Source organism: Psychrobacillus vulpis, assembly GCF_006861825.1.
In the GTDB taxonomy this organism is placed as follows: domain Bacteria; phylum Bacillota; class Bacilli; order Bacillales_A; family Planococcaceae; genus Psychrobacillus; species Psychrobacillus vulpis.
Map to the genome: position 1 here is coordinate 73436 of NZ_VDGI01000011.1, position 19321 is coordinate 92756.

18 protein-coding genes are annotated in these 19321 nt (G+C 35.5%); 3 read left to right on the top strand and 15 right to left on the bottom strand.

Annotation, left to right across the window (positions count from 1 at the left end; all coding sequences use genetic code 11):
• Window positions 1-46: 46 nt before the first annotated feature.
• The 5 genes from gpsB to FG384_RS19810 all read right to left on the bottom strand — a co-directional run bounded on the left by gpsB (window position 47) and on the right by FG384_RS19810 (window position 4566).
• Window positions 47-340, bottom strand: coding sequence for a cell division regulator GpsB (gene gpsB / locus FG384_RS11010; RefSeq protein ID WP_142642647.1), 294 nt, complete (start codon window positions 338-340; stop codon window positions 47-49).
• Between the two features lie 70 nt (window positions 341-410).
• Complete coding sequence (locus tag FG384_RS11015) at window positions 411-1706, bottom strand: ribonuclease H-like domain-containing protein (protein ID WP_142642648.1); 1296 nt, start codon at window positions 1704-1706, stop codon at window positions 411-413.
• The gene (locus FG384_RS11020; protein WP_142642649.1) at window positions 1696-3975 is read right to left on the bottom strand and encodes a DEAD/DEAH box helicase; all 2280 of its coding nucleotides are present in this window, start codon (window positions 3973-3975) and stop codon (window positions 1696-1698) included. Before FG384_RS11020 ends, FG384_RS11015 begins: the two co-directional genes overlap by 11 nt.
• Window positions 3968-4336, bottom strand: a complete 369-nt coding sequence (locus FG384_RS11025) for a YppE family protein (RefSeq protein WP_240793403.1) — start codon at window positions 4334-4336, stop codon at window positions 3968-3970. The genes FG384_RS11020 and FG384_RS11025 overlap by 8 nt, the downstream gene beginning before the upstream one ends.
• 74 nt (window positions 4337-4410) lie before the next feature.
• On the bottom strand, window positions 4411-4566 hold the full coding sequence (locus tag FG384_RS19810) for a hypothetical protein (RefSeq protein WP_166462430.1): 156 nt from the start codon (window positions 4564-4566) through the stop codon (window positions 4411-4413).
• Between the two features lie 238 nt (window positions 4567-4804).
• Between FG384_RS19810 and recU the strand changes: the two genes are divergently transcribed.
• A complete protein-coding gene (gene recU / locus FG384_RS11030) occupies window positions 4805-5404 on the top strand; it encodes a Holliday junction resolvase RecU (protein WP_142642651.1) in 600 nt (199 codons plus the stop codon).
• 21 nt (window positions 5405-5425) lie between these two features.
• Window positions 5426-8020 carry a PBP1A family penicillin-binding protein gene (locus FG384_RS11035; RefSeq protein WP_142642652.1) on the top strand — a complete coding sequence of 865 codons (2595 nt, stop codon included), beginning with the start codon at window positions 5426-5428 and terminating at the stop codon, window positions 8018-8020.
• A gap of 1412 nt (window positions 8021-9432) precedes the next feature.
• Here FG384_RS11035 and FG384_RS11040 read toward each other — a convergent pair.
• The 7 genes from FG384_RS11040 to dinG all read right to left on the bottom strand — a co-directional run bounded on the left by FG384_RS11040 (window position 9433) and on the right by dinG (window position 15951).
• Entirely contained in the window at window positions 9433-9723 is a 291-nt protein-coding gene (locus tag FG384_RS11040; RefSeq protein WP_142642653.1) for a YpoC family protein, read from the bottom strand.
• Entirely contained in the window at window positions 9713-10363 is a 651-nt protein-coding gene (nth, locus tag FG384_RS11045) for an endonuclease III (protein ID WP_142642654.1), read from the bottom strand. Before nth ends, FG384_RS11040 begins: the two co-directional genes overlap by 11 nt.
• Window positions 10364-10371: 8 nt before the next feature.
• Complete coding sequence (locus FG384_RS11050; RefSeq protein ID WP_142642655.1) at window positions 10372-11082, bottom strand: DnaD domain-containing protein; 711 nt, start codon at window positions 11080-11082, stop codon at window positions 10372-10374.
• 97 nt (window positions 11083-11179) lie between these two features.
• On the bottom strand, window positions 11180-12475 hold the full coding sequence (gene asnS, locus FG384_RS11055) for an asparagine--tRNA ligase (RefSeq protein ID WP_142642656.1): 1296 nt from the start codon (window positions 12473-12475) through the stop codon (window positions 11180-11182).
• A gap of 28 nt (window positions 12476-12503) precedes the next feature.
• Window positions 12504-12992 (bottom strand): cell wall elongation regulator TseB-like domain-containing protein, encoded by a 489-nt coding sequence (locus FG384_RS11060; protein WP_142642657.1) that lies wholly within the window; start codon window positions 12990-12992, stop codon window positions 12504-12506.
• Window positions 12993-12995: 3 nt separating this feature from the next.
• The gene (locus FG384_RS11065; RefSeq protein ID WP_142642658.1) at window positions 12996-13166 is read right to left on the bottom strand and encodes a YpmA family protein; all 171 of its coding nucleotides are present in this window, start codon (window positions 13164-13166) and stop codon (window positions 12996-12998) included.
• A 28-nt stretch (window positions 13167-13194) separates the two neighbouring features.
• Window positions 13195-15951, bottom strand: coding sequence for an ATP-dependent DNA helicase DinG (dinG, locus tag FG384_RS11070; RefSeq protein ID WP_142642659.1), 2757 nt, complete (start codon window positions 15949-15951; stop codon window positions 13195-13197).
• A 179-nt stretch (window positions 15952-16130) separates the two neighbouring features.
• Here dinG and FG384_RS11075 point away from each other — a divergent pair, with 179 nt between their 5' ends.
• Window positions 16131-16823, top strand: a complete 693-nt coding sequence (locus tag FG384_RS11075; protein WP_142642660.1) for a ZIP family metal transporter — start codon at window positions 16131-16133, stop codon at window positions 16821-16823.
• 66 nt (window positions 16824-16889) lie between these two features.
• Here FG384_RS11075 and panD read toward each other — a convergent pair whose 3' ends face one another.
• Genes panD through panB form a run of 3 tightly spaced genes read right to left on the bottom strand, consistent with a single transcriptional unit; the run spans window position 16890 to window position 18954 of the window.
• Window positions 16890-17273, bottom strand: coding sequence for an aspartate 1-decarboxylase (gene panD, locus FG384_RS11080; protein WP_142642661.1), 384 nt, complete (start codon window positions 17271-17273; stop codon window positions 16890-16892).
• A gap of 3 nt (window positions 17274-17276) precedes the next feature.
• On the bottom strand, window positions 17277-18122 hold the full coding sequence (gene panC / locus FG384_RS11085; RefSeq protein WP_142642662.1) for a pantoate--beta-alanine ligase: 846 nt from the start codon (window positions 18120-18122) through the stop codon (window positions 17277-17279).
• A complete protein-coding gene (gene panB, locus FG384_RS11090; protein WP_142642663.1) occupies window positions 18097-18954 on the bottom strand; it encodes a 3-methyl-2-oxobutanoate hydroxymethyltransferase in 858 nt (285 codons plus the stop codon). The genes panC and panB overlap by 26 nt, the downstream gene beginning before the upstream one ends.
• Window positions 18955-19321: the final 367 nt, after the last annotated feature.

A 19321-nucleotide genomic window follows, 5' to 3' on the forward strand; every position in this document is an offset into this window, starting at 1 on the left:
TATATACCAAGTATGTCCTTGTTACAATATCTATGAATTAATATAATTATTCGTACAATTTGCTACCAAATACATGCTTTTCTAAATGTGATAATCTTTTTAGAATATCAAAATTTGTTGCACCTGCTTGCGGGGCTTGTTGGGTTCTTTTAGGTGTATCTGCGATTTCTTCTTTAAGTTTTTTATTTTCTAATTGAAGTTGGGAAATTTTCTTTTCAAATGCCTCGTAATCTTGAATAATATCATCTAAGAAAGTGTCAACTTCCTCTTGGTTGTATCCTCTTAAGCCCGTTTTAAATTCTTTTTCTAGTATATCTGAAGCCTTTAATTTCATTTCCATATGGCATCTTCCTTCCATCTACTTTTCGCTAATCGTATTATAGCATAATGGTGTCGAATAATGGAGCATTTTAAGGCATTTCTCCGCGCTTTTTGTTAGGTTGTGCGGTTTCCCGGGAAATATTTATTTTGCGAATAATTCTTTTTCTTCTTTTAAGATTATCTTGCTTATGGCGTTCAAAATTTGTAAGGTGAAACGATTTATACAAGCTTTCTATATAGGCCATACACTGATCTGTCATTTGTAATGCCATATCGTAATTTTTTTCCTGATGTTCAAATAATTTCGCCAACTCTATAAAAACTTCTATACGATATTTCCCATCAATTTCTTTTAAAGCTTCCAAGAAAGCTTTTATACTCTCATCATATAACTTCCTTCGTTTTAAATGCAAACCAACATAATAATATGCTAAGCTCACATCTTTACTTGAAAAGTTTCTCACAACAAATTGAAACCAGTCAAAACCTGCTTGCATCGTTTTTAAATCTTGAAACCATTTCCCGATATTCGTATACGTAATCGCAGATTCTACTACCTCATTCTCTTTTAATAACTCTACTGTTAATATATAGAGAGTTACTAAAGATAAAATATCCCATTCATTATGCTTTAATACTTTCATCAAATTACTCGGATTTCCGTGTTTCACTGCATCGAAATAAATAATTGGTGCAAGATGTCCCGGTATATCATCCTTTCTAACAAACCCAAGTTTCTGTTCCTCTACTTGCTTCAACTTGAATCTATCCAAATCCCCTTTCCAAATTCTTTTAGAAGAGTGCATTAAATCAATTTGCTCATGGATTTTAAGCTTCGGAATGAAATTACGATTCATCGTCCATCTCGATACTAACTGCGGAATATCAAAACTTTTTCCGTTATACGTAACGATTGTTTTAGATTCTTTCCAAAAATCAGATGCAAATAAAAAAGCGGATTCCTGACTAGGATCTGCTAAGACATATTGTGTTAAAAGGAAGCCGTTTTCCACTTTGTTCAATACACCATTTAAAAAAATGAGTACTCCTGTCCCTCTTAAACCTGTTGTTTCAATATCATAAAAACAAAAAGCACTATTGGGAGAAAACGTTAATGGATGACCTGGATATTTTTCTTGCATAAACGATACAGCTTCTGTTAATCTTTGCAGCTCAATATTTCCATGTATATGCTGCTCCGGATAAAAAATTTCTTTCACAAATAAAAATCCATGCTCATTTTGTATTAAACTTAGTCCTGCTTTCTCCCACATTTCCGTATAAAAAGGAAGCACAGTGTTAGGCACTTCCTTTTTTGTTTGCTCGCTTGGAGAATTCTTTTTTACAAGACCTTTCATTTGCATTAGTTTCTTTTCATAAGACATTTTCTTTTACCTGCAAAAAGGAGAGTAGTTTCGTTACTTCTTTTTTCAAATTTAAGGCTGCATCTTGTGCCCCTATACAAGCTGGGCAACCATTTGAACATGAACAATTTTCCACTTGCTCTGTTACTTTTGGAACTAATTCGTCCCATAAATCAAACATTCTTTCAGATAAACCAATTCCTCCAGGATAACTATCGTATACATAGAAGGTTGGCTTCTCCATATTAATAGATTTAACTTGTGGAACTACATGAATGTCTTTTGCATCACAATGAATGAACAATGGAATAAACGAATGCAACGCATAAGCAACTCCGGTCATAGCATCTGATAGCAAAGTATCTGTCCAATCTGTAGGTTTGTCAAAAGTAAACCATGTAGAAGAAGTATGCAATTCTATAGGAGGTAAATGAATTTTTCCAGATCCAATATTGTCATGTGTGTCAAACTTAATTTTTTTGAATATGGTTGGTTGAGCAAGAACGATTATATCGCCATACTGCAATGCTCCAACATTTACTACTCTTTCTTTGTCTTCACTTAACACTTTTAATTCAACAGCTATATTCGCATCTGTGAAATAATCTACATCTACCTCTCGAACAAAAGCCTTCTTTTCTTCCCAATCTAGTTTTTCCACTTGAAATTGTGTCCCTTGATGTAGATAAATAGCCTCTTCATGAAGCAAAGTCATCGCACTATACTGATCCATTTCCCCAATTACACGTGTACGTGAAGGTATAGATTGATCAATAATGATAACATTTTCTTGCGATGCAGAACGCAAACTAATATTGCTTGCTGGAAAGCTTTCAGACATCCAGTGCCATTTATCCGCTGTTTTTAACAAAACACTTTCTTCTTCTAAAAATGCTAATAACTCTTGCACAGAAAACTCAGCATATGAATCTAGCGTAGAAAAGGGTAACTCAAAAGCTGCACATTTCAAATGATCCATCAAAATAATCATGTTATCAGGATGAATTCGAACTTCTTCCGGAGACTGCCCTAAAAAATAGGATGGATGATTCACGACATATTGGTCTAATGCAGTCGACTGCGCAACGTAAATAATTAGCGCTTCATCTTGTCTTCTACCCGCTCTTCCAGCTTGCTGCCAAGCGCTTGCTATATTACCCGGGTATCCAGTCATAATACAAGCCTGTAATTGGCCTATATCGACCCCAAGTTCAAGTGCATTCGTGCTTACTACTGTACGAATTATTCCTTCACGTAAGCCTTTTTCAATCGTTCTTCTTTCAGAAGGCAAATAGCCACCACGATAGCCACGAATTGATTGATCATTAATCTTTTTACTTACTAATGCTTGTAAGTAAGTAACAAGCATTTCTACTCGGACTCTACTTTTCGCAAACACAATTGTTTGAATTCCATTCACATACAGTTCTTGCGCTAAATCTCGTACTTCTAAAACAGCACTTCTACGTACATTAAATACAGGGTGTATGACAGGTGGATTATAGAATACAAAATGTTTTCTACCAGCAGGTGCTCCATTTTCATCGATTAGTTTATGCGTCGTATTCGTTAAAGACTCCGCAAGTTCTTTTGGATTTTTAATGGTTGCAGATGTACAAATAAACTGTGGATTACTCCCATAAAACTCACAAATCCTTTTTAACCTTCTAATGACATGTGAAACGTGACTACCAAAAACACCTTTATATGTATGTATTTCGTCTATTACTATATATTTTAAGTTTTCAAAGAGAGATACCCATTTTGTATGATGAGGAAGTATACCTGAGTGTAGCATATCCGGATTCGTTAAAACGATATGTCCAGACTTCCGTACTTTTTGTCTAATCCCTGGCTCCGTATCCCCATCGTATGTATAACTTAAAATTTCTTCCCCACTAGCTTCAATTAGATGCTGTAAATCACTTTTTTGATCTTGGGCCAATGCTTTTGTAGGAAATAAATAAATAGCTCGAGAGGTGGGGTCGTCTAATATCGACTGTAGAACCGGTAGATGATAACAAAGAGATTTACCAGAGGCAGTAGGTGTGATTGTCGTATAGGAATCGCCAGAGACTGCAGCATCAAACGCTTGTCTTTGGTGAATATATAATTGGTCTACTCCCCGACTAACTAATGCTTTTTGCAAGGATGGATGCATTTTGTCTGGAAAAGGAGCATATTTTGCCTTTTTCTCTTCAGTAGTATGAACATGCACAATTTTTGAATTTCGATTTCCATCTATTTTCCAGCCATCTAATAACTGTTGAATTGTCTGTTGTTTATGCATGTTCGTCCCCTACTTCCTTTATCGCCTGAATAATCGTTTCTAAAGTATACTTTGAAGAATGTATGGATTTATAAAACCGTTTTTTACTTGTACCCTTATAATAGGATTGAACTATAAACTGTTTCATGGATTCAACTAAAGAATTTATTTGGCTTGGATGTACATACTTTGGCCTTTTTACTTGAATCCATTTCCGGACAAGATTTTCCCATTCAAGGAGAAGTTCGTCTATATAATACGCGTGTGGACGAACTTCTTGAAAAAAATCTGGATCTTTATCTTCTTCTCTATATGATTCAAAACGAATGATACAATCATCACATTCGCCTAACAACTGTTTACTTAAATCTGCTAATGACAAAATAATCCCTCGCATTCTAGTAATAGTTTAACAAATTCGAAGGCATATTACTAGTTTCAACGAACATACATTCTTTATAATTTATTTTCAATTTTTTCAATCTTTGCAAGTAAATGAAAGGATGATTTGCTAAAATTCTCTTCGAACTTATCCTGTTCATCATGTAAGCGACTTTCAAGTAAATACTCCAACAATTCTAGTTGGTCAATTAAACGTTCAATTTTATTCATCCTATACTCCCCCTTTATTTATAAGTATGTTCCGTATTAATTGTTCAATACCTCCCCCGTCGACAAACGTTCTTTCGAACAGACAAAACTAGTGCGGTGTCGACACTTCCTAAGATAAGTAGTTGAATTTACTGTAATTCGATTTATTTATTTTTTCAAATAGAATAATGAAACTATATTTGTTTCATTAACGTCTAATTAACTTGTGATAAACTAATAGCATAAAGAGGTGAGCAGCTTGGCTATTCGTTATCCAAATGGAAAGGTATACACTCCAAAAAAAGATCAATCAATAGTAAAGAAAAAGGATTATTCTTTTAGTAATAGGGGTAAGACATTAGAGGATGAAATAAACGATGCTAATGAGTACTACCTGACACATGGAATTGCCGTAATCTATAAAAAACCGATTCCAATTCAGGTCGTTAAAGTAGATTATCCAAGTAGAAGTAGCGCTGTTATAAAGGAAGCATACTATCGAACTGCTTCTACAACCGACTTTAATGGAGTGTACGAAGGGAAATATATTGACTTTGAAGCAAAAGAAACGGAAAATAGAACAGCATTTCCTTTAAAAAATGTTCATCTTCATCAAGTGGAACATATGAGAAAAGTGGTTAAACAACATGGTATTTGTTTCTTACTTGTTCGCTTTTCTGCTATTAATCGTTATTTTTATTTGCCATTTGAACATTTAGGTCTATTTTGGGATAGAATGCAAACAGGAGGACGAAAATCTATTGCCTTATCTGAATTTGAAGAACATGCAATAGAAATATCCCCCAAATATGCACCAAGAATTGATTATTTAGAAATAGTTAAGAACTTGTCTGTATAAAGTGAAAGTGAGGAGACGTTTATGAGTGAGCAAAAAAGAACTCGTGAACAACGAAGAAAAGAATTACAACAACAAAAGCAAACAAAAAAACCTATAAAACTATGGATTAAACGAATATTTATTACATTGATTGCTTTAGGTGTTCTAGCCGGTATAGGAGGCGGTGCACTCTTTGCTTTTTACGCAAGCACAGCACCAGAGTTAGATGAGACGTCATTGAAGGATCCTATAAGTCCGAAACTTCTAGATGCAAATGGAGACTTATTTGCAACTGTAGGTGCCGAAAATAGAGAGTACGTACCATACGATGAAATTCCTAAACAAATGGAAGATGCTATTCTTGCTACGGAAGATGCACGTTTCTATGATCATATGGGTGTCGATTTCTTACGTTTAGGGAAGGCAGTACTTGCAAACTTCACCAGCGGGTTTGGTTCTCAAGGTGCAAGTACACTGACACAACAAGTTATAAAAAACTCGTTCTTAACGAATGAAAAAACGTTAAAGCGAAAAGCACAAGAAGCATATCTTGCTATTCAATTAGAGCGTAAATACGAAAAAGAAGAAATTTTTGAAATGTACTTTAACAAAGTATTAATGTCTGGAAGAATTTACGGTTTTGGAACAGCAGCTCAATATTTTTACGGAAAAGAATTAAAGGACTTAACATTAGATCAATTTGCAGTCCTTGCAGGGATGCCACAAAGCCCAAATAATTATAATCCATTTAAAAATCCTGACCTTGCAGAAAAACGTAGAAATATCGTTCTTCATCTGATGAATCTTCATGGCAAAATTACAGAAGAAGAAATGAAAGCAGCACAAGCAATACCAATCGAGGACACTTTACTCCCTGAAGATCAACGTGTTGCTAAACAGAATTCTAAATATGATGCCTTTATTGATGTTGTATTAGATGAGTTAGAAAAACATGGAGATGGAGATTCCATTTCGGATGGTATAACAATTCATACAACACTACAGCCAGATGCACAAAAACAAGTAGAAGCAACTTTAAACTCTGATATGTTCCCAACAGAAGATATTCAGTCAGCTGTTGCAGTAATCGATACGAAGACTGGTGCAATTGCTGCAGTTGGTGGTGGACGAAATTACGGAGCAATTCGTGGATACAACTACGCTTATGATATGAAACTTCGATCACCTGGTTCTACTATTAAGCCTTTACTGGATTATGGTCCTGCGATTGAATTTCTAAACTGGTCAACTGGCCATACAATTGTTGATGAAGAAATTAAGTACACTGGCACCGATCAAGTAGTTCGTAACTTTAGTGGGAAATATAGAGGTGCTATGACGATGCGTGAAGCACTTTATAATTCTCAAAACGTCCCTGCTGTAAAAACATTAAAAGAAGTCGGGACTAAAAACGCAAAAGAATTTATTAATCGATTTGGAATTGATATTGGAGATGTAACAGAAAGTAGTGCAATTGGTGGAACATCTAAATCAATGTCTCCAATTCAAATGGCTGGAGCATATGCAGCGTTTGGTAACAATGGTGTCCATACAGAGCCATATGCAATTAATAAAATCGTTTATCGTGATGGAAAGACAGAAAAAAATTATCGTCCTGAATCAAAGCCTGTTATGAAAGATTCCACAGCTTATATGGTGACGGATGTCTTAAGAGATGTATTAACAAAAGGGACTGCAAAAAAAGCAGCTGTTAGCGGATTAGATATTGCAGGTAAATCTGGTACTTCCAATTATGATTCCAATCAAATGTCATCTTGGAATTTACCAAAAAGTGCCTTCCCGGATGTTTGGTTTGCTGGTTATACAACGAATTATTCAATTGCTGTATGGGCTGGATATCCCGACATAAAAACGCCAATGACAACAAATGAAGAACGTTACTTACCACAAAAGATATTTAAACAAGTAATGGGTAATATTTCAGACGGAAAAACAACTGAAAAGTTTAAAAAGCCTAATTCCGTTGTAGAAGCAACAATTGAAAAAGGAACTGATCCACTTCAGTTAGCAAGTGAATTCACTCCTGATGACATGAAGTATACAGAGTTGTTTGTAAAAGGAACAGAACCAACTTCTGTTTCCGAAAAATATAAAAAACTAGAGCTAAATGCTCCGACTAATTTAAAAGTAAACTATGATGAAATAACTTCTACTGCAACACTATCATGGGATTTTGAAAAGCCAGAAGATCAAGATGTCGATGTAAAATTTGAAGTGTCTGTTGCAATAGACAATGGTCCTAATGAAGTTCTTCAAACAACAGACCAAATGGGACTGATCGTTCAAAGTCTAATACCAGGAAGTACGTATGTATTCTCTGTCACAGCAGTTTCCGAGGATGTCCGAAGTGAACCTACTTCTATATCCTTAACACTGGAAGCAGTTGTTGAAGAAGATCTAGAAGAAATACCTCCTGCTGAAAATGGAGGAAATGAAAATCCTGGGGACTCCAGCAATAATGGAAATGGTAACAACAACGGCAGTGGAAATGGAAACGGCAATGGTGACGGAAACGGTAGCGATGGATCATCTGAAGATAATTCAGGTGGTACCACTTCACCTGGAGATATAGTACCTCCTACTGAACCTACCGAGCCAGAAGGATCAAATCCGTAATAAGAAAAGTGCAGAAGCACCCTTTTGCATCTTGTCTTCATCGTTTCTATCGTGCTTTGGACAGCATGTCGGCCATCTTATTACCGGATAAGTTTTATGAGGGACGGGAAGTGGCAAACCACTTCCCGTCCCTCTTTTTCGGTAATCCTATAGCTGTCGTTTGTCCGTCTCCCGCTCGAAACGGTTGGAGTCAGGTGGCTTTGCTTTAGGTTAATGAAAGAATAGATACTATCTACCTAGAGAGCGGCGCGCGAAGATTCAATTTCGGGCGCCGCTCTCCACTTCTCAATTTAGAGATGCTACTAATTTTTGTTCATCAGAAATCATAAACTGCACCTCTTTTATTAGATTTTTAAGTCCAATATTAAGGGTGCAGTTCAAAGCGAAACAGACGAGCCCCGCCCGGAGCGAAGCGAGGGCACTGAAAAAGTCCTCCAAGAGATTTCATAGAGAGTATGGTGAATGACAAGTTGTTCACATACTCTCTTTTTATTGGGAAATCGTTGATTTCCGATCCAGGCGGACGCTTTCCGCCGGCATGGCTTCAGCCGCTTCCCTTGCTCCTGCGCAAGCTCGTCGCAAAAATTAATTTCGCTACGCTCAGTCCAGGGTCTTCAGCTCATGCACCTGCCGCTTCGCTTTCAGTGCAGAAAACATTGCTATTCCGGCTGGAGTCGCCGCCTTCCCCTCCAATCAACTAGCACCCACCGCGAGGAGGTTGAGGAAACGCCCGCGGAAAGGGAGGTCACTGAAAAAGTCACTTTTTTTCAAAAAATAAAAACGAAATCCCATAATTCCTTCACTTTTTAGGGTGTTTATGGGGACGTCATGCCAATTTTGATACAAATATACTTCTCAAGTGGTGACTTTATTTTCTGAATTTTGGTTTTTCAGTGGCCTCCGGAAAGGGAGCCGTTTCAACGATTTTCTTATTTATTGGACTATTGGATAACCCTTCGGACTTTTCAGTCCCCTGCGAAGCGAGGGAGGATTCTCGTAGCGGCTATTTGATAGATAATTTATTGGAATGACACTCTTTCAGCGCCCTTACAAGTCTTTACTAATCCTAGTAAAAGTACTATAAACACTAGGTTCATAGTACATCAATTTTATATACTTTCTTATCTTTTAACAAAAGCTATAAAGCCATCCTATTAATTTCAGCTTAATTGGATATCTTTTATAGTAATAAATCTCTAGGGGTTGTACGAAGGCTACCGACAGATGACAGCCATACGATCACGATTACTGATAGGTTGGTGAGGACATGACTTAGTCACGTTCCTAACATACAGAAATTGCGATAATTGTGTGTAGTAGTCATCTTGTCCAAATAAATCCGAAAACAGTAATACCAAAATTCAACATTCTTATAAAAAAAGATGCTGGTTCATAACGAAACCAGCATCTTTTTATTTATGATGTTTTTGAGCTTTTAACGAAGCTATTCTCTTTTCAGTTTCTTTGAACATTTCATCTAACTGTCGAAATGCAGTGTAGATATGCTTATTGGATTTAATAAAATGAAATCGTTCTTCCATATTTATCGGGGAGGCATCCGTGTTCTTACTAACTATATCCTCTAGTAAACTGATACCCTTCTCCATGAACTCACCTTTAGAAGAATCATTCTCTTTGTAAAGAGTAACTAGTTTCTCTCTTATCTTTTTCCACTCTGTTAAGTTATCGTGTTTAGAGTACATTTTTCATCCTTTTCTTTCCTTCTCTACATACTGAAAGAAGTGGGCATTCAGGACAGTTCGGGTTTTGAGCTTTACAATGATATCGGCCGAAAAAAATTAGTTGATGATGAGCTTTTGACCACAATTCTATTGGCGTTTTTTTCATTAGTGTTTCTTCGACTTGAAGTACGGAATCTTTCCATCTGCAGAGACCTAAACGTTTAGTAACTCGTTCTACATGTGTGTCCACAGCAATTGCAGGAATATCAAATGCGACGGAGACGACTACATTCGCTGTTTTACGGCCGACCCCTGGAAAGGTAGTAAGCAAGTCTCTATTTGCCGGAACTTCACCCTCATATAATTCTATAAGCTGTTTACTTAATGCCTGAATATTTTTTGCCTTGTTACGATATAAACCAATTGAACGAATATCATCTTGCAGCTCCTCAATTGAAACCGCTAAATAATCCTCAGGCTTTTTATATTTTTGGAATAAACTTTTTGTTACTTTGTTCACCAATACATCTGTACATTGTGCAGATAATAATGTAGCTACAAGTAATTCGAATGGATTTTCATGAACGAGCTCACAATGAGCATCAGGGAACATCCGCTCCATCTCATCTAGGCAATAATGCCATTGTGCTTTCGTAAGCATTTTCCCACCTACTCTCTTTCTTCTAACCAATTATAAAAAGAAACTTTTGTTGAATTGGAATTATGTTCAGCTTGTTTCTGAATAGGTATTTGTTGTCTAAAATTAGATGTTTGTTTTTCTGCTGCTTCTACCGTTTTGATATTTTTTTTCTTCCATTCAAATAAAATACGGTCGATATAGCGTAAACTAAGTTTTTGTGACAATACCGCTTCTTTTAGGGCTAAACGAATTAGCGAAGGGGTATGTTGATCTTGATCGAACCACATACCTATTGTTTCATATTCCATTGGAGATAAGAGCCTACCAAATTCCTCTTCAAATAATTTATAAATTGTACCTTCTTCTACTTCCAATAATTGATCTTCTTCGCTATTTTCTTCTTGCTCCGCACAGTTAAGCAGAAGATTCCATAAATATTGGAAATTATAGTATTCATAACGCACACCATTTTCATCAATCTGCTGCTCAATTTGAACAAAACCTTTTTGAACTAGACGTTGCAATATACTAACAACTTTATTTTCATCGAAATGTGTACGTTCTACTAAGTTTAGAGGTGTAGGAAAGTGATTTCCAGCCTCTCCAAATGCGATTAAATGTAAAAGTAAAATAGCTTCTTCATCCTTTACATCAATCATTTTATAATAGCTAAAAAAAAGCTGGGAAATGGTTACATTTCCCTGCTCTGTCCAAATACGGAGTCGATCTCGCTTTTGCATACTCGTCTCCCTTTCTTAAAATAGTACAAAATATATTATTTTTCTATAAGGTCGTAATATCTTCTTGCCCAATAAAATTATCGTAGCAAATATATCATTATGGGTATAATCTATTAAGTAAACGTGGGAATGGAATTGACTCACGTACGTGCTCTGCTCCACTTAACCAAGCAACTGTTCTTTCTAAACCAAGACCAAATCCAGAGTGAGGTACTGAACCTTGCTTACGAAGTTCTAAATACCAAGCATAAGCTGCTTCATCTAAACCATGCTCTTCTAAACGTTGTTTTAATAATTCATAGTCATGAATACGCTCTGATCCACCAATAATTTCGCCATAACCTTCCGGTGCTATTAAGTCTGCACATAACACAACATCATCTCTGTCTGGATGTGGCTGCATATAGAATGGCTTAATGCCTACTGGATAATGTGTAATGAATACTGGTTTATCGTAGCTTTCAGCAATCGCTGTCTCATGAGGAGAACCAAAATCATCGCCCCACTGGATATCATCAAAGCCCTTTTCATGTAGAAATTTAATCGCATCATCGTAAGAGATTCTTGGGAACGGAGCTTTAATGTTTTCCAATTTCGAAACATCACGGCCTAAACGCTCTAATTCCAATGTACAGTTTTTCAGTACAGCTTGAGCGATATATTCAACATATTGTTCTTGTACTTCTAGATTTTCTTCGAATTCCACAAAAGCCATCTCTGGTTCAATCATCCAAAATTCTATTAAATGACGACGAGTTTTCGACTTTTCTGCACGGAAAGTAGGTCCAAAAGAGAATACTTTTCCAAGTGCCATAGCAGCAGCTTCCATATATAGTTGACCTGATTGAGAAAGATACGCGTCTTCGTCAAAATATTTCGTATGAAATAATTCCGAAGTTCCTTCAGGTGCAGATCCAGTTAAAATAGGTGGATCCATTTTAACGAAACCGTTATTGTTAAAAAACTCATATGTAGCACGAATAATCTCGTTTCGAATTTTCATAATTGCATGTTGTTTTCTTGAACGAAGCCATAGATGACGGTTGTCCATTAAAAATTCCGTTCCATGTTCTTTTGGTGTAATTGGAAAATCAACTGCTGCATGAATAACTTCAATTTCTTTAACTTGTAATTCATATCCAAAAGAAGATCGTTCGTCTTTTGTTACTTCACCAATTACATACATAGATGTCTCTTGAGTTAAGCCTTTAGCAGTTTGAAAAATTTCTTCGCCTACTTCTTCTTTTACAACAACACCTTGCACAAATCCAGAACCATCACGTAACTGTAAAAATGCAATTTTTCCACTTGAACGTTTATTTGCAAGCCAAGCACCTAGTTTTACTGTTTCTCCAACATGGTTGGCCATTTCTTTAATCATTATTTTTTTCATCTTATCCTCCAAAAATTAAAAGATTTACTTATAAATTTGAAATTCGTTTCCACCAATCACCATTATCGAATAATAGATAGACATAGCTGAGATTATCCTCTTTATTAATATAAGATATTTCCCAAACCGGTCCTATTTCTTCCACTCCAAGTTTTGCGTGTAAAAGTTTACTATTTTTTTCATCTTTCATTGCAATTTCTATTGCCTGTTCCTTCGATATGCCGTCCTTCATGTTGACTTCCATAATAGCTTCGTCGGTTTTCTTTTCAGGGATAAAAAGTGCTTTCGTATCCCCTTTTGCAGTTTGACCAATAACCGTGTGGAAGGTTGCCGTGCTATTGTAAACATATGAATCCTCTATATGGGACAATAAATCATTTTTTAATACATATGTTTCGGCTTCTTCATTTGCAGCACTAAATGGTGCTTTCGCTTGAAAATAAATGAGTAAGGCAAGAATAATCGTTAAACTAATCGCAAACACAACAATAAACAATAACCATCTTTTTACAATCATTTGTTACGTCCTATAAATAGTAAATACAGCTTTTTCTTGATCTTGCTTATCTAGTGCTAGTCCGAACATTAAATCGTTTTCTTTTAAAGTACGATTTAATACATCAACTATTTTATATAAGTCAGTTTGATAATTGACAGTTACAGTTGATAGCACTTCAATTTTGTTTTCCATATTTCTACCCGCTTTCTAAAACTCATACTTACTTAGTATACCAATTTTCAAGCTCTAAGACCATATCTTCTAGTGATACTTTCTTAATAGGTATATTAGGAATCGCTTGTAAAAAATCACTTCCATAAGACTTTGTCTCAATTCTTCTATCTAACACGATAAACACACCTTTATCAGTTGAGGAACGAATTAATCGGCCAAATCCCTGTCTAAATCGAAGAACTGCCTCTGGTAATGAGTATGCTGTAAAAGGATTTTGCCCGTTTATTGTTAGTAATTCTGCTCTCTTCTTAAAGAGTGGGTCATCTGGAGAGGAGAATGGCAGCCTTACCATAATAATTACCGAAAGAGCATCTCCTGGTACATCTACTCCTTCCCAAAAACTATTTGTTCCAAACAATACTGATTTGGAAAAACGTTGAAAAGATTTTAACAAACGCATTCTACTCCCAGAAGACATACCTTGTGCAAATAACATGTAATCCTCAAGTAAATTCGTGTCTTGTATTAGTTCCACTGTTTTTCGTAACATATCTTGAGAAGTGAATAAGACAAAACATCTACCTTCGGAAACAAGTACGGTTTGAACAATAGCTTCTGCGACAGATTCAACATACTCATTTTGAGATACATGTTGGATATCTGGCATATCTTCAATAATGAGTAATTCAGCTCCGTTATAATAATCCGCAGATGCTTTAAATTGATGAATGTGAATTTTCTCAGATAAACCAAGTTGGGAAGTAACAAAATGTCTATTGGAAGGTACAGAAAGTGTCCCAGAGGTCCAAATAACTGCTACAGCTTCTCTCATTGGATTAAGTGCCTTCTTTATATCATTTTGAAAATTTAACGGTCTTTTAATGATTGTAAGACTTCCTGGAATACTTCTTGAATCTATTTCTAACCATTTGGCTTCAATGGACTCCTCTTGTAGAAAAATCTCATCCCACTCGCTTACTTTTATCTCTAGCTCTCTTATCCAATATTCCCATTCATTTAAAATAATTGATGCCTCGTCATCCGTTGCATTCTTCGTATAAGAAGAATCTAAAATAGATTTAGCAGATAAGATAAAGCTTTGAATCGAATTGGCAACTAAACGGAGAATGGGTGGATCTATATTCATTTCATCTAGTGAAATTGTTCGTTTCGTATTTTTCGAGCGTGTATTCATCAGCTGAACAGATGAAATGATACAAGAAACTGCTACATCGAAAGCATTTATCACTTCAACATACAATTTTTCAAGTCGCTCACGTAAAGGACGAGGTACATTTACTTTCGAAAGTTTACGTAATAATTGATCGGTATCTAACGTACCAAATTGACCGAGTACATATTTCCAATTTGTATAAGAGAAGATTCGTTCTTTTCGAGAAATACTTGCATGTATAAATTGATGAGCTTCATCAATGATAGTTACAGATCCATTTGATAACAATCGATTTTCTCGGTCTTGATCCGCTAACACCATCGCATGATTCGTAACTAAAATATCGCATGTTTCACTTTTATGAATGGCTCTCTTATAAAAATCAACAACTTCTAAATCATCTGATTTTGATCGATTCGTTCTTCTAATTTTATCTACAAATAATTGACCACCACCAGACACATTTAGCTCGGTTAAGTCACCTTCATCTGTAATTGTTAACCAAACTAATACTTGCATAATCGCAAACGTTTCATCATAAGATTCATCGTCTAGTTGGAGATACTGCCAAAATTGATATAGATCAATATAATGATGCATCCCTTTTAACTTGGCAACGCGAGTTTGAACTCCTAATAATTGATTTAGTTTCGGAATCTCTTCTAGCACGAGTTGGTCTATTAGGTGGGTTGTATAAGTGCTAATAATAACTGGTTTTTGCTTTTCCATAGCATAAATGGTTGCTGGCAGTAAATATCCCAATGTTTTACCAATCCCTGTTTCTGCTTCACAAACAATTTCCCTTTTTTCGCGCATTGCAAAATGAATCGTATCCATTAATTCGAATTGACCTTGTCTTTCTTCAAAATTCGGTAAACTAGATCGAAACAGCTTTAATTTAGAAGCTTTATCTAAAGGGAAGTTTTGTCGAATTGGACGCACAAGTACATCTTCATTTACCGGTTTTAATGGGATGTTACGATAAAATGGATACTCTTTTGTATCTAACTCTGTTCTTTTTTTTGATAATACTTCAAAGAAAAGTAACGATAAATTTGACTTCAGTTGAAAAGATCTTTTATGTAATAACTCGATTGTTCTAACCGGTAAACTAGATAGACGTTCGATACATTTCAATAATAGATGTGCCGTAGCTAATGCGTCATCATCAGCTCGGTGTGCCTTTTGTAAATCAATATGTAATTCAGATGCAATATCTTGCAACTTATAACTATACACATTTGGAAACATTAGTTTCGCGAATTCAACCGTATCCATTGTTTTACATATTAACTTTGGAAGACCTACTCTTTTTAACTCACTTTGTAAAAAAGAAAGATCAAAATTGATATTATGCGCCACAAAAATATGATCTTGTAGCATGTTTAAAATTTCTGAACCTACTTCTTCAAATAATGGAGCATTCACTACATCTTCATTATTTATTTTAGTTAAATCTTGAATAAAAAAGGGAATTGGCTTTTCCGGATTAATAAATGTCGAAAAAGTATTCACAATTTGATAATTATTAATAAATACAATTGCAAGTTGAATAATACGGTCACCACTCGTCGATGAATGGCCTGTTGTTTCAATATCTACAACTGCATACTTATGATTCTCCACCATTCCTCAACTCACTGTTCATTATGTTCTAAAAAAATTGTACCACATTCACCTTCGAGAAACGAAAATTTTGATGAAATCAAAGTAAGAAAAAATAGAGGAACTAGGTCTATCATACAAACGAGCAGCATGCATATATTCTGTAGAAAGATTTTACAAATCATTTCATGTGGAGGATAAAATTGAACGCTATCACACTTGGGATATTACTTTTTTTAAGTGTAAGTACGGGGGGAGTATTAGCTTGGTTTATATCTAAACTTTTCTTTAATTCAGAAGTTGCATTATCACTATTATGCGGAGGTTTTTTAGTAGGATTACTTGCTAACGATATATTTCCTAATGCATTAAAGATATACGGATCTTTTGGTGTAACACTTGGAATATTAATTGGTTACTTATTTTTTTTAGTACTCAAAGATTCCTTCCATTCATCTACTCCTTTAAAGACGTCTATTTTTTTGCTAATGCTTGCAATGTTTTTACATACAATACCTTTAAGTATCACCATTGGAAACTTGTTAGAGGACTCTACTTTTGGTGGAACAGTTACTGCTTCAACAATTCTTCATCATTTACCTGAAGGATTTGCACTTACATCTGCGGTCTTGTCACAAGGTGAAAAATTGTGGAGGTTGTTTGTTTGTTTTATTGGGTTATCTGTCTTTTTTAGTATATTTATATGGATTGGGCACCATCTAAACCTCACGATAAAGTCACAAAGCGTACTTGTTGGCGTTTCCATTGGTCTTATCGCCTCTACAAGCATAAAAGAATTTATACTACATAACATACGTGCTGTTCCATTAAAACTATTTCTACTTTACATTTTATCTGGTTATGTATTAAGTAATCTTTTTCACTTTTTTTTGTAAAGTGAAAAAGAACAAGCTCCTTGATGCAATGAAAAAAGCTGGACTTTTAATTGTCCAGCTTCAAAATTACATAACTGTTGCTTCAGGCTCATAGTGAATAATTTGTTTAATCGTATTATTTTCATTCATAATAGCGACAGTTGGCTGATGTGTTTTTGCTTCTTCATTCATAACATACGCATAAGAGAGAATAATAACGATATCACCACGTTGGACAAGTCGAGCAGCTGCTCCATTCACACATATAACTCCGCTGCCTCTTTCTCCAGCAATAATATACGTCTCAAATCGAGCACCGTTATTATTATTCACAATATGCACTTTTTCATTTGGCAGCATACCAACTGCATCTAAAATATTTTGATCAATTGTAATACTTCCAACATAATTTAAGTCTGCTTCCGTTACTACTGCTCTGTGAATTTTACTATTTAACATCATTCGTAGCATCTATTACACTTCCTTTACTTCAACGATAATATTATCAATTAATCTAGCTTTTTCGAAAAATACAGCAGTAGCAAACAATAGTTGCTCCGCATTTTCTATATTTGCTTTTAAATTGGGATAGGTTAATACATCAAAATAATCAATTCTACCAGATGTATTTTGTTCGATATGGGATTTACCTTTAGCTATTGCTTCGTTTACATCTTTCGTTTTTTTCCAAGTTTCTGTTGCGATGGATAGCGCTTCGTATAAATGTACAGCTTCTATTCTTTCACTATCACTTAAAAATACATTACGTGAGCTTTTTGCCAATCCATCATTCTCACGAACTGTTGAAACTCGAATGATTTGTACTGGGAAATTATATGCTGATACAAATGTTTCGATAATGGCAAGCTGTTGCGCATCCTTTTGCCCAAAATAAGCTTTTGTCGGTTGCACTAAATGGAATAATTTTGTAATTACTTTTAATACGCCATCAAAATGCCCAGGTCTGCTTTCTCCACATAACTTATTAGATAGCTCTCCAGCGTTTATAGTAATACCACTTTCAAATGGATACATATCTTTAGCCGTAGGTACAAATAGAGCATCCACCCCAGCTTTTGCAGCTAGCATAGTATCACGCTCTAAGTCTCTTGGATAACGATCTAAGTCTTCATTTGGACCGAACTGAGCCGGGTTTACAAAAATACTCGCAACTACAATTTCATTTTCTTCTCTTGCCATATTTAATAACGCTAAATGACCTTCATGTAAATAACCCATAGTTGGCACAAAACCAATTGTTTTTCCTTTATTACATTCTAAAAAGTTTGTTAAGTCATTTATTGTTTGAACTGTTTTCATAATTACCTCCGTACAGTTGTTGAAGCTGATCTTCTTTCATCGTAAACTGATGATGTTCTGCTGGAAAAATTTCATTTTTTACATCTTGGACGTATTGAGTAATACCTTCTTCAATGGTAATGCCTACATTTGCGAATTCATGTACAAATTTAGGGATATGGTGCGTTCCGTATTTTACCATGTCATGAAAAACCAAAACTTGGCCATCCGCCTTCACACCCGCTCCAATACCAATTGTAGGAACTATTAGCTCCTTTGAAACACTTTCAGCTAACTGATGTGGAATGCATTCTAATACAACTGCACATGCACCTGCTTGTTCACATTTTTGGGCATCCGTTATTAATTTTTCGGCAGCTTCAGCTGTTTTACCTTGCACTTTATATCCGCCTAGCACTCCTGCTGATTGTGGTAGTAATCCAAGATGTGCAACTACTGGTATTCCTGCAGAAGTTAACTTCTGAATGACAGGTAATACTTCATCAGCACCTTCTACCTTAACGGCCTGTGCATTCGTTTGCTGCATAATTTTCACTGCATTCGCAAGAGTTTGTTCAAGTGAGCCGTGATATGTCCCAAAGGGCATATCTACAACTAGGAAAGTGTTTGGAGCTCCTCTTCTTGCAGCTTTTCCATGATGAATCATATCGTCTAGTGTTACAAGTACTGTGGAATCATACCCTAAAACAACCATTCCAACAGAATCTCCAACTAAAATCATGTCTACACCAGCATTTTCTGCAAATCTGGCAGATGGATAATCGTATGCTGTCAGCATAGCAATTTTTTCATTATTTTTTTTCATGTTTACAAAACTACTTGTTGTTTTCAACTTTATCACTCCTCTTTTCACCTTTTAAGAAAGTAGTACTTTCCTATCAAGTTCATGTCTAGCTTCTGGCACGCCATCAACTCAAGGTCAAATGCTATCTAGATCCTATTTCAATCCTGGATAAGGAATCTTAGTTGCCAATTCAGGCTTTACAATGCATGGCATTGTTACTTTTTGTGATGATCAAAGACTGCATTCCTTGAGGACGAGGCACTTTCTGCATTTCTTTTGAGGAGAAAACCAATAAAAAGCCCTTCAATCCAAATTGGACAGAAGGGCAGAAAATATAAAAGTAGGTTTTCTCCGTCCCTGTCATTACAAGATCAAGGCAGACTATTCAATTTTTCAATCAAAATTACTAAGGTGT

Coding starts and splice junctions, on each gene's coding strand:
- FG384_RS11040 (WP_142642653.1), bottom strand. CDS start 9,723: ATGTACTCTAAACACGATAACTTAACAGAGTGGAAAAAGATAAGAGAG.
- panD (WP_142642661.1), bottom strand. CDS start 17,273: ATGCTACGAATGATGTTAAATAGTAAAATTCACAGAGCAGTAGTAACG.
- gpsB (WP_142642647.1), bottom strand. CDS start 340: ATGGAAATGAAATTAAAGGCTTCAGATATACTAGAAAAAGAATTTAAA.
- FG384_RS11015 (WP_142642648.1), bottom strand. CDS start 1,706: ATGTCTTATGAAAAGAAACTAATGCAAATGAAAGGTCTTGTAAAAAAG.
- FG384_RS19810 (WP_166462430.1), bottom strand. CDS start 4,566: ATGAATAAAATTGAACGTTTAATTGACCAACTAGAATTGTTGGAGTAT.
- FG384_RS11060 (WP_142642657.1), bottom strand. CDS start 12,992: ATGATTGTAAAAAGATGGTTATTGTTTATTGTTGTGTTTGCGATTAGT.
- FG384_RS11065 (WP_142642658.1), bottom strand. CDS start 13,166: ATGGAAAACAAAATTGAAGTGCTATCAACTGTAACTGTCAATTATCAA.
- FG384_RS11020 (WP_142642649.1), bottom strand. CDS start 3,975: ATGCATAAACAACAGACAATTCAACAGTTATTAGATGGCTGGAAAATA.
- panC (WP_142642662.1), bottom strand. CDS start 18,122: ATGAAAACAGTTCAAACAATAAATGACTTAACAAACTTTTTAGAATGT.
- nth (WP_142642654.1), bottom strand. CDS start 10,363: ATGCTTACGAAAGCACAATGGCATTATTGCCTAGATGAGATGGAGCGG.
- dinG (WP_142642659.1), bottom strand. CDS start 15,951: ATGGTGGAGAATCATAAGTATGCAGTTGTAGATATTGAAACAACAGGC.
- asnS (WP_142642656.1), bottom strand. CDS start 12,475: ATGAAAAAAATAATGATTAAAGAAATGGCCAACCATGTTGGAGAAACA.
- FG384_RS11035 (WP_142642652.1), top strand. CDS start 5,426: ATGAGTGAGCAAAAAAGAACTCGTGAACAACGAAGAAAAGAATTACAA.
- FG384_RS11050 (WP_142642655.1), bottom strand. CDS start 11,082: ATGCAAAAGCGAGATCGACTCCGTATTTGGACAGAGCAGGGAAATGTA.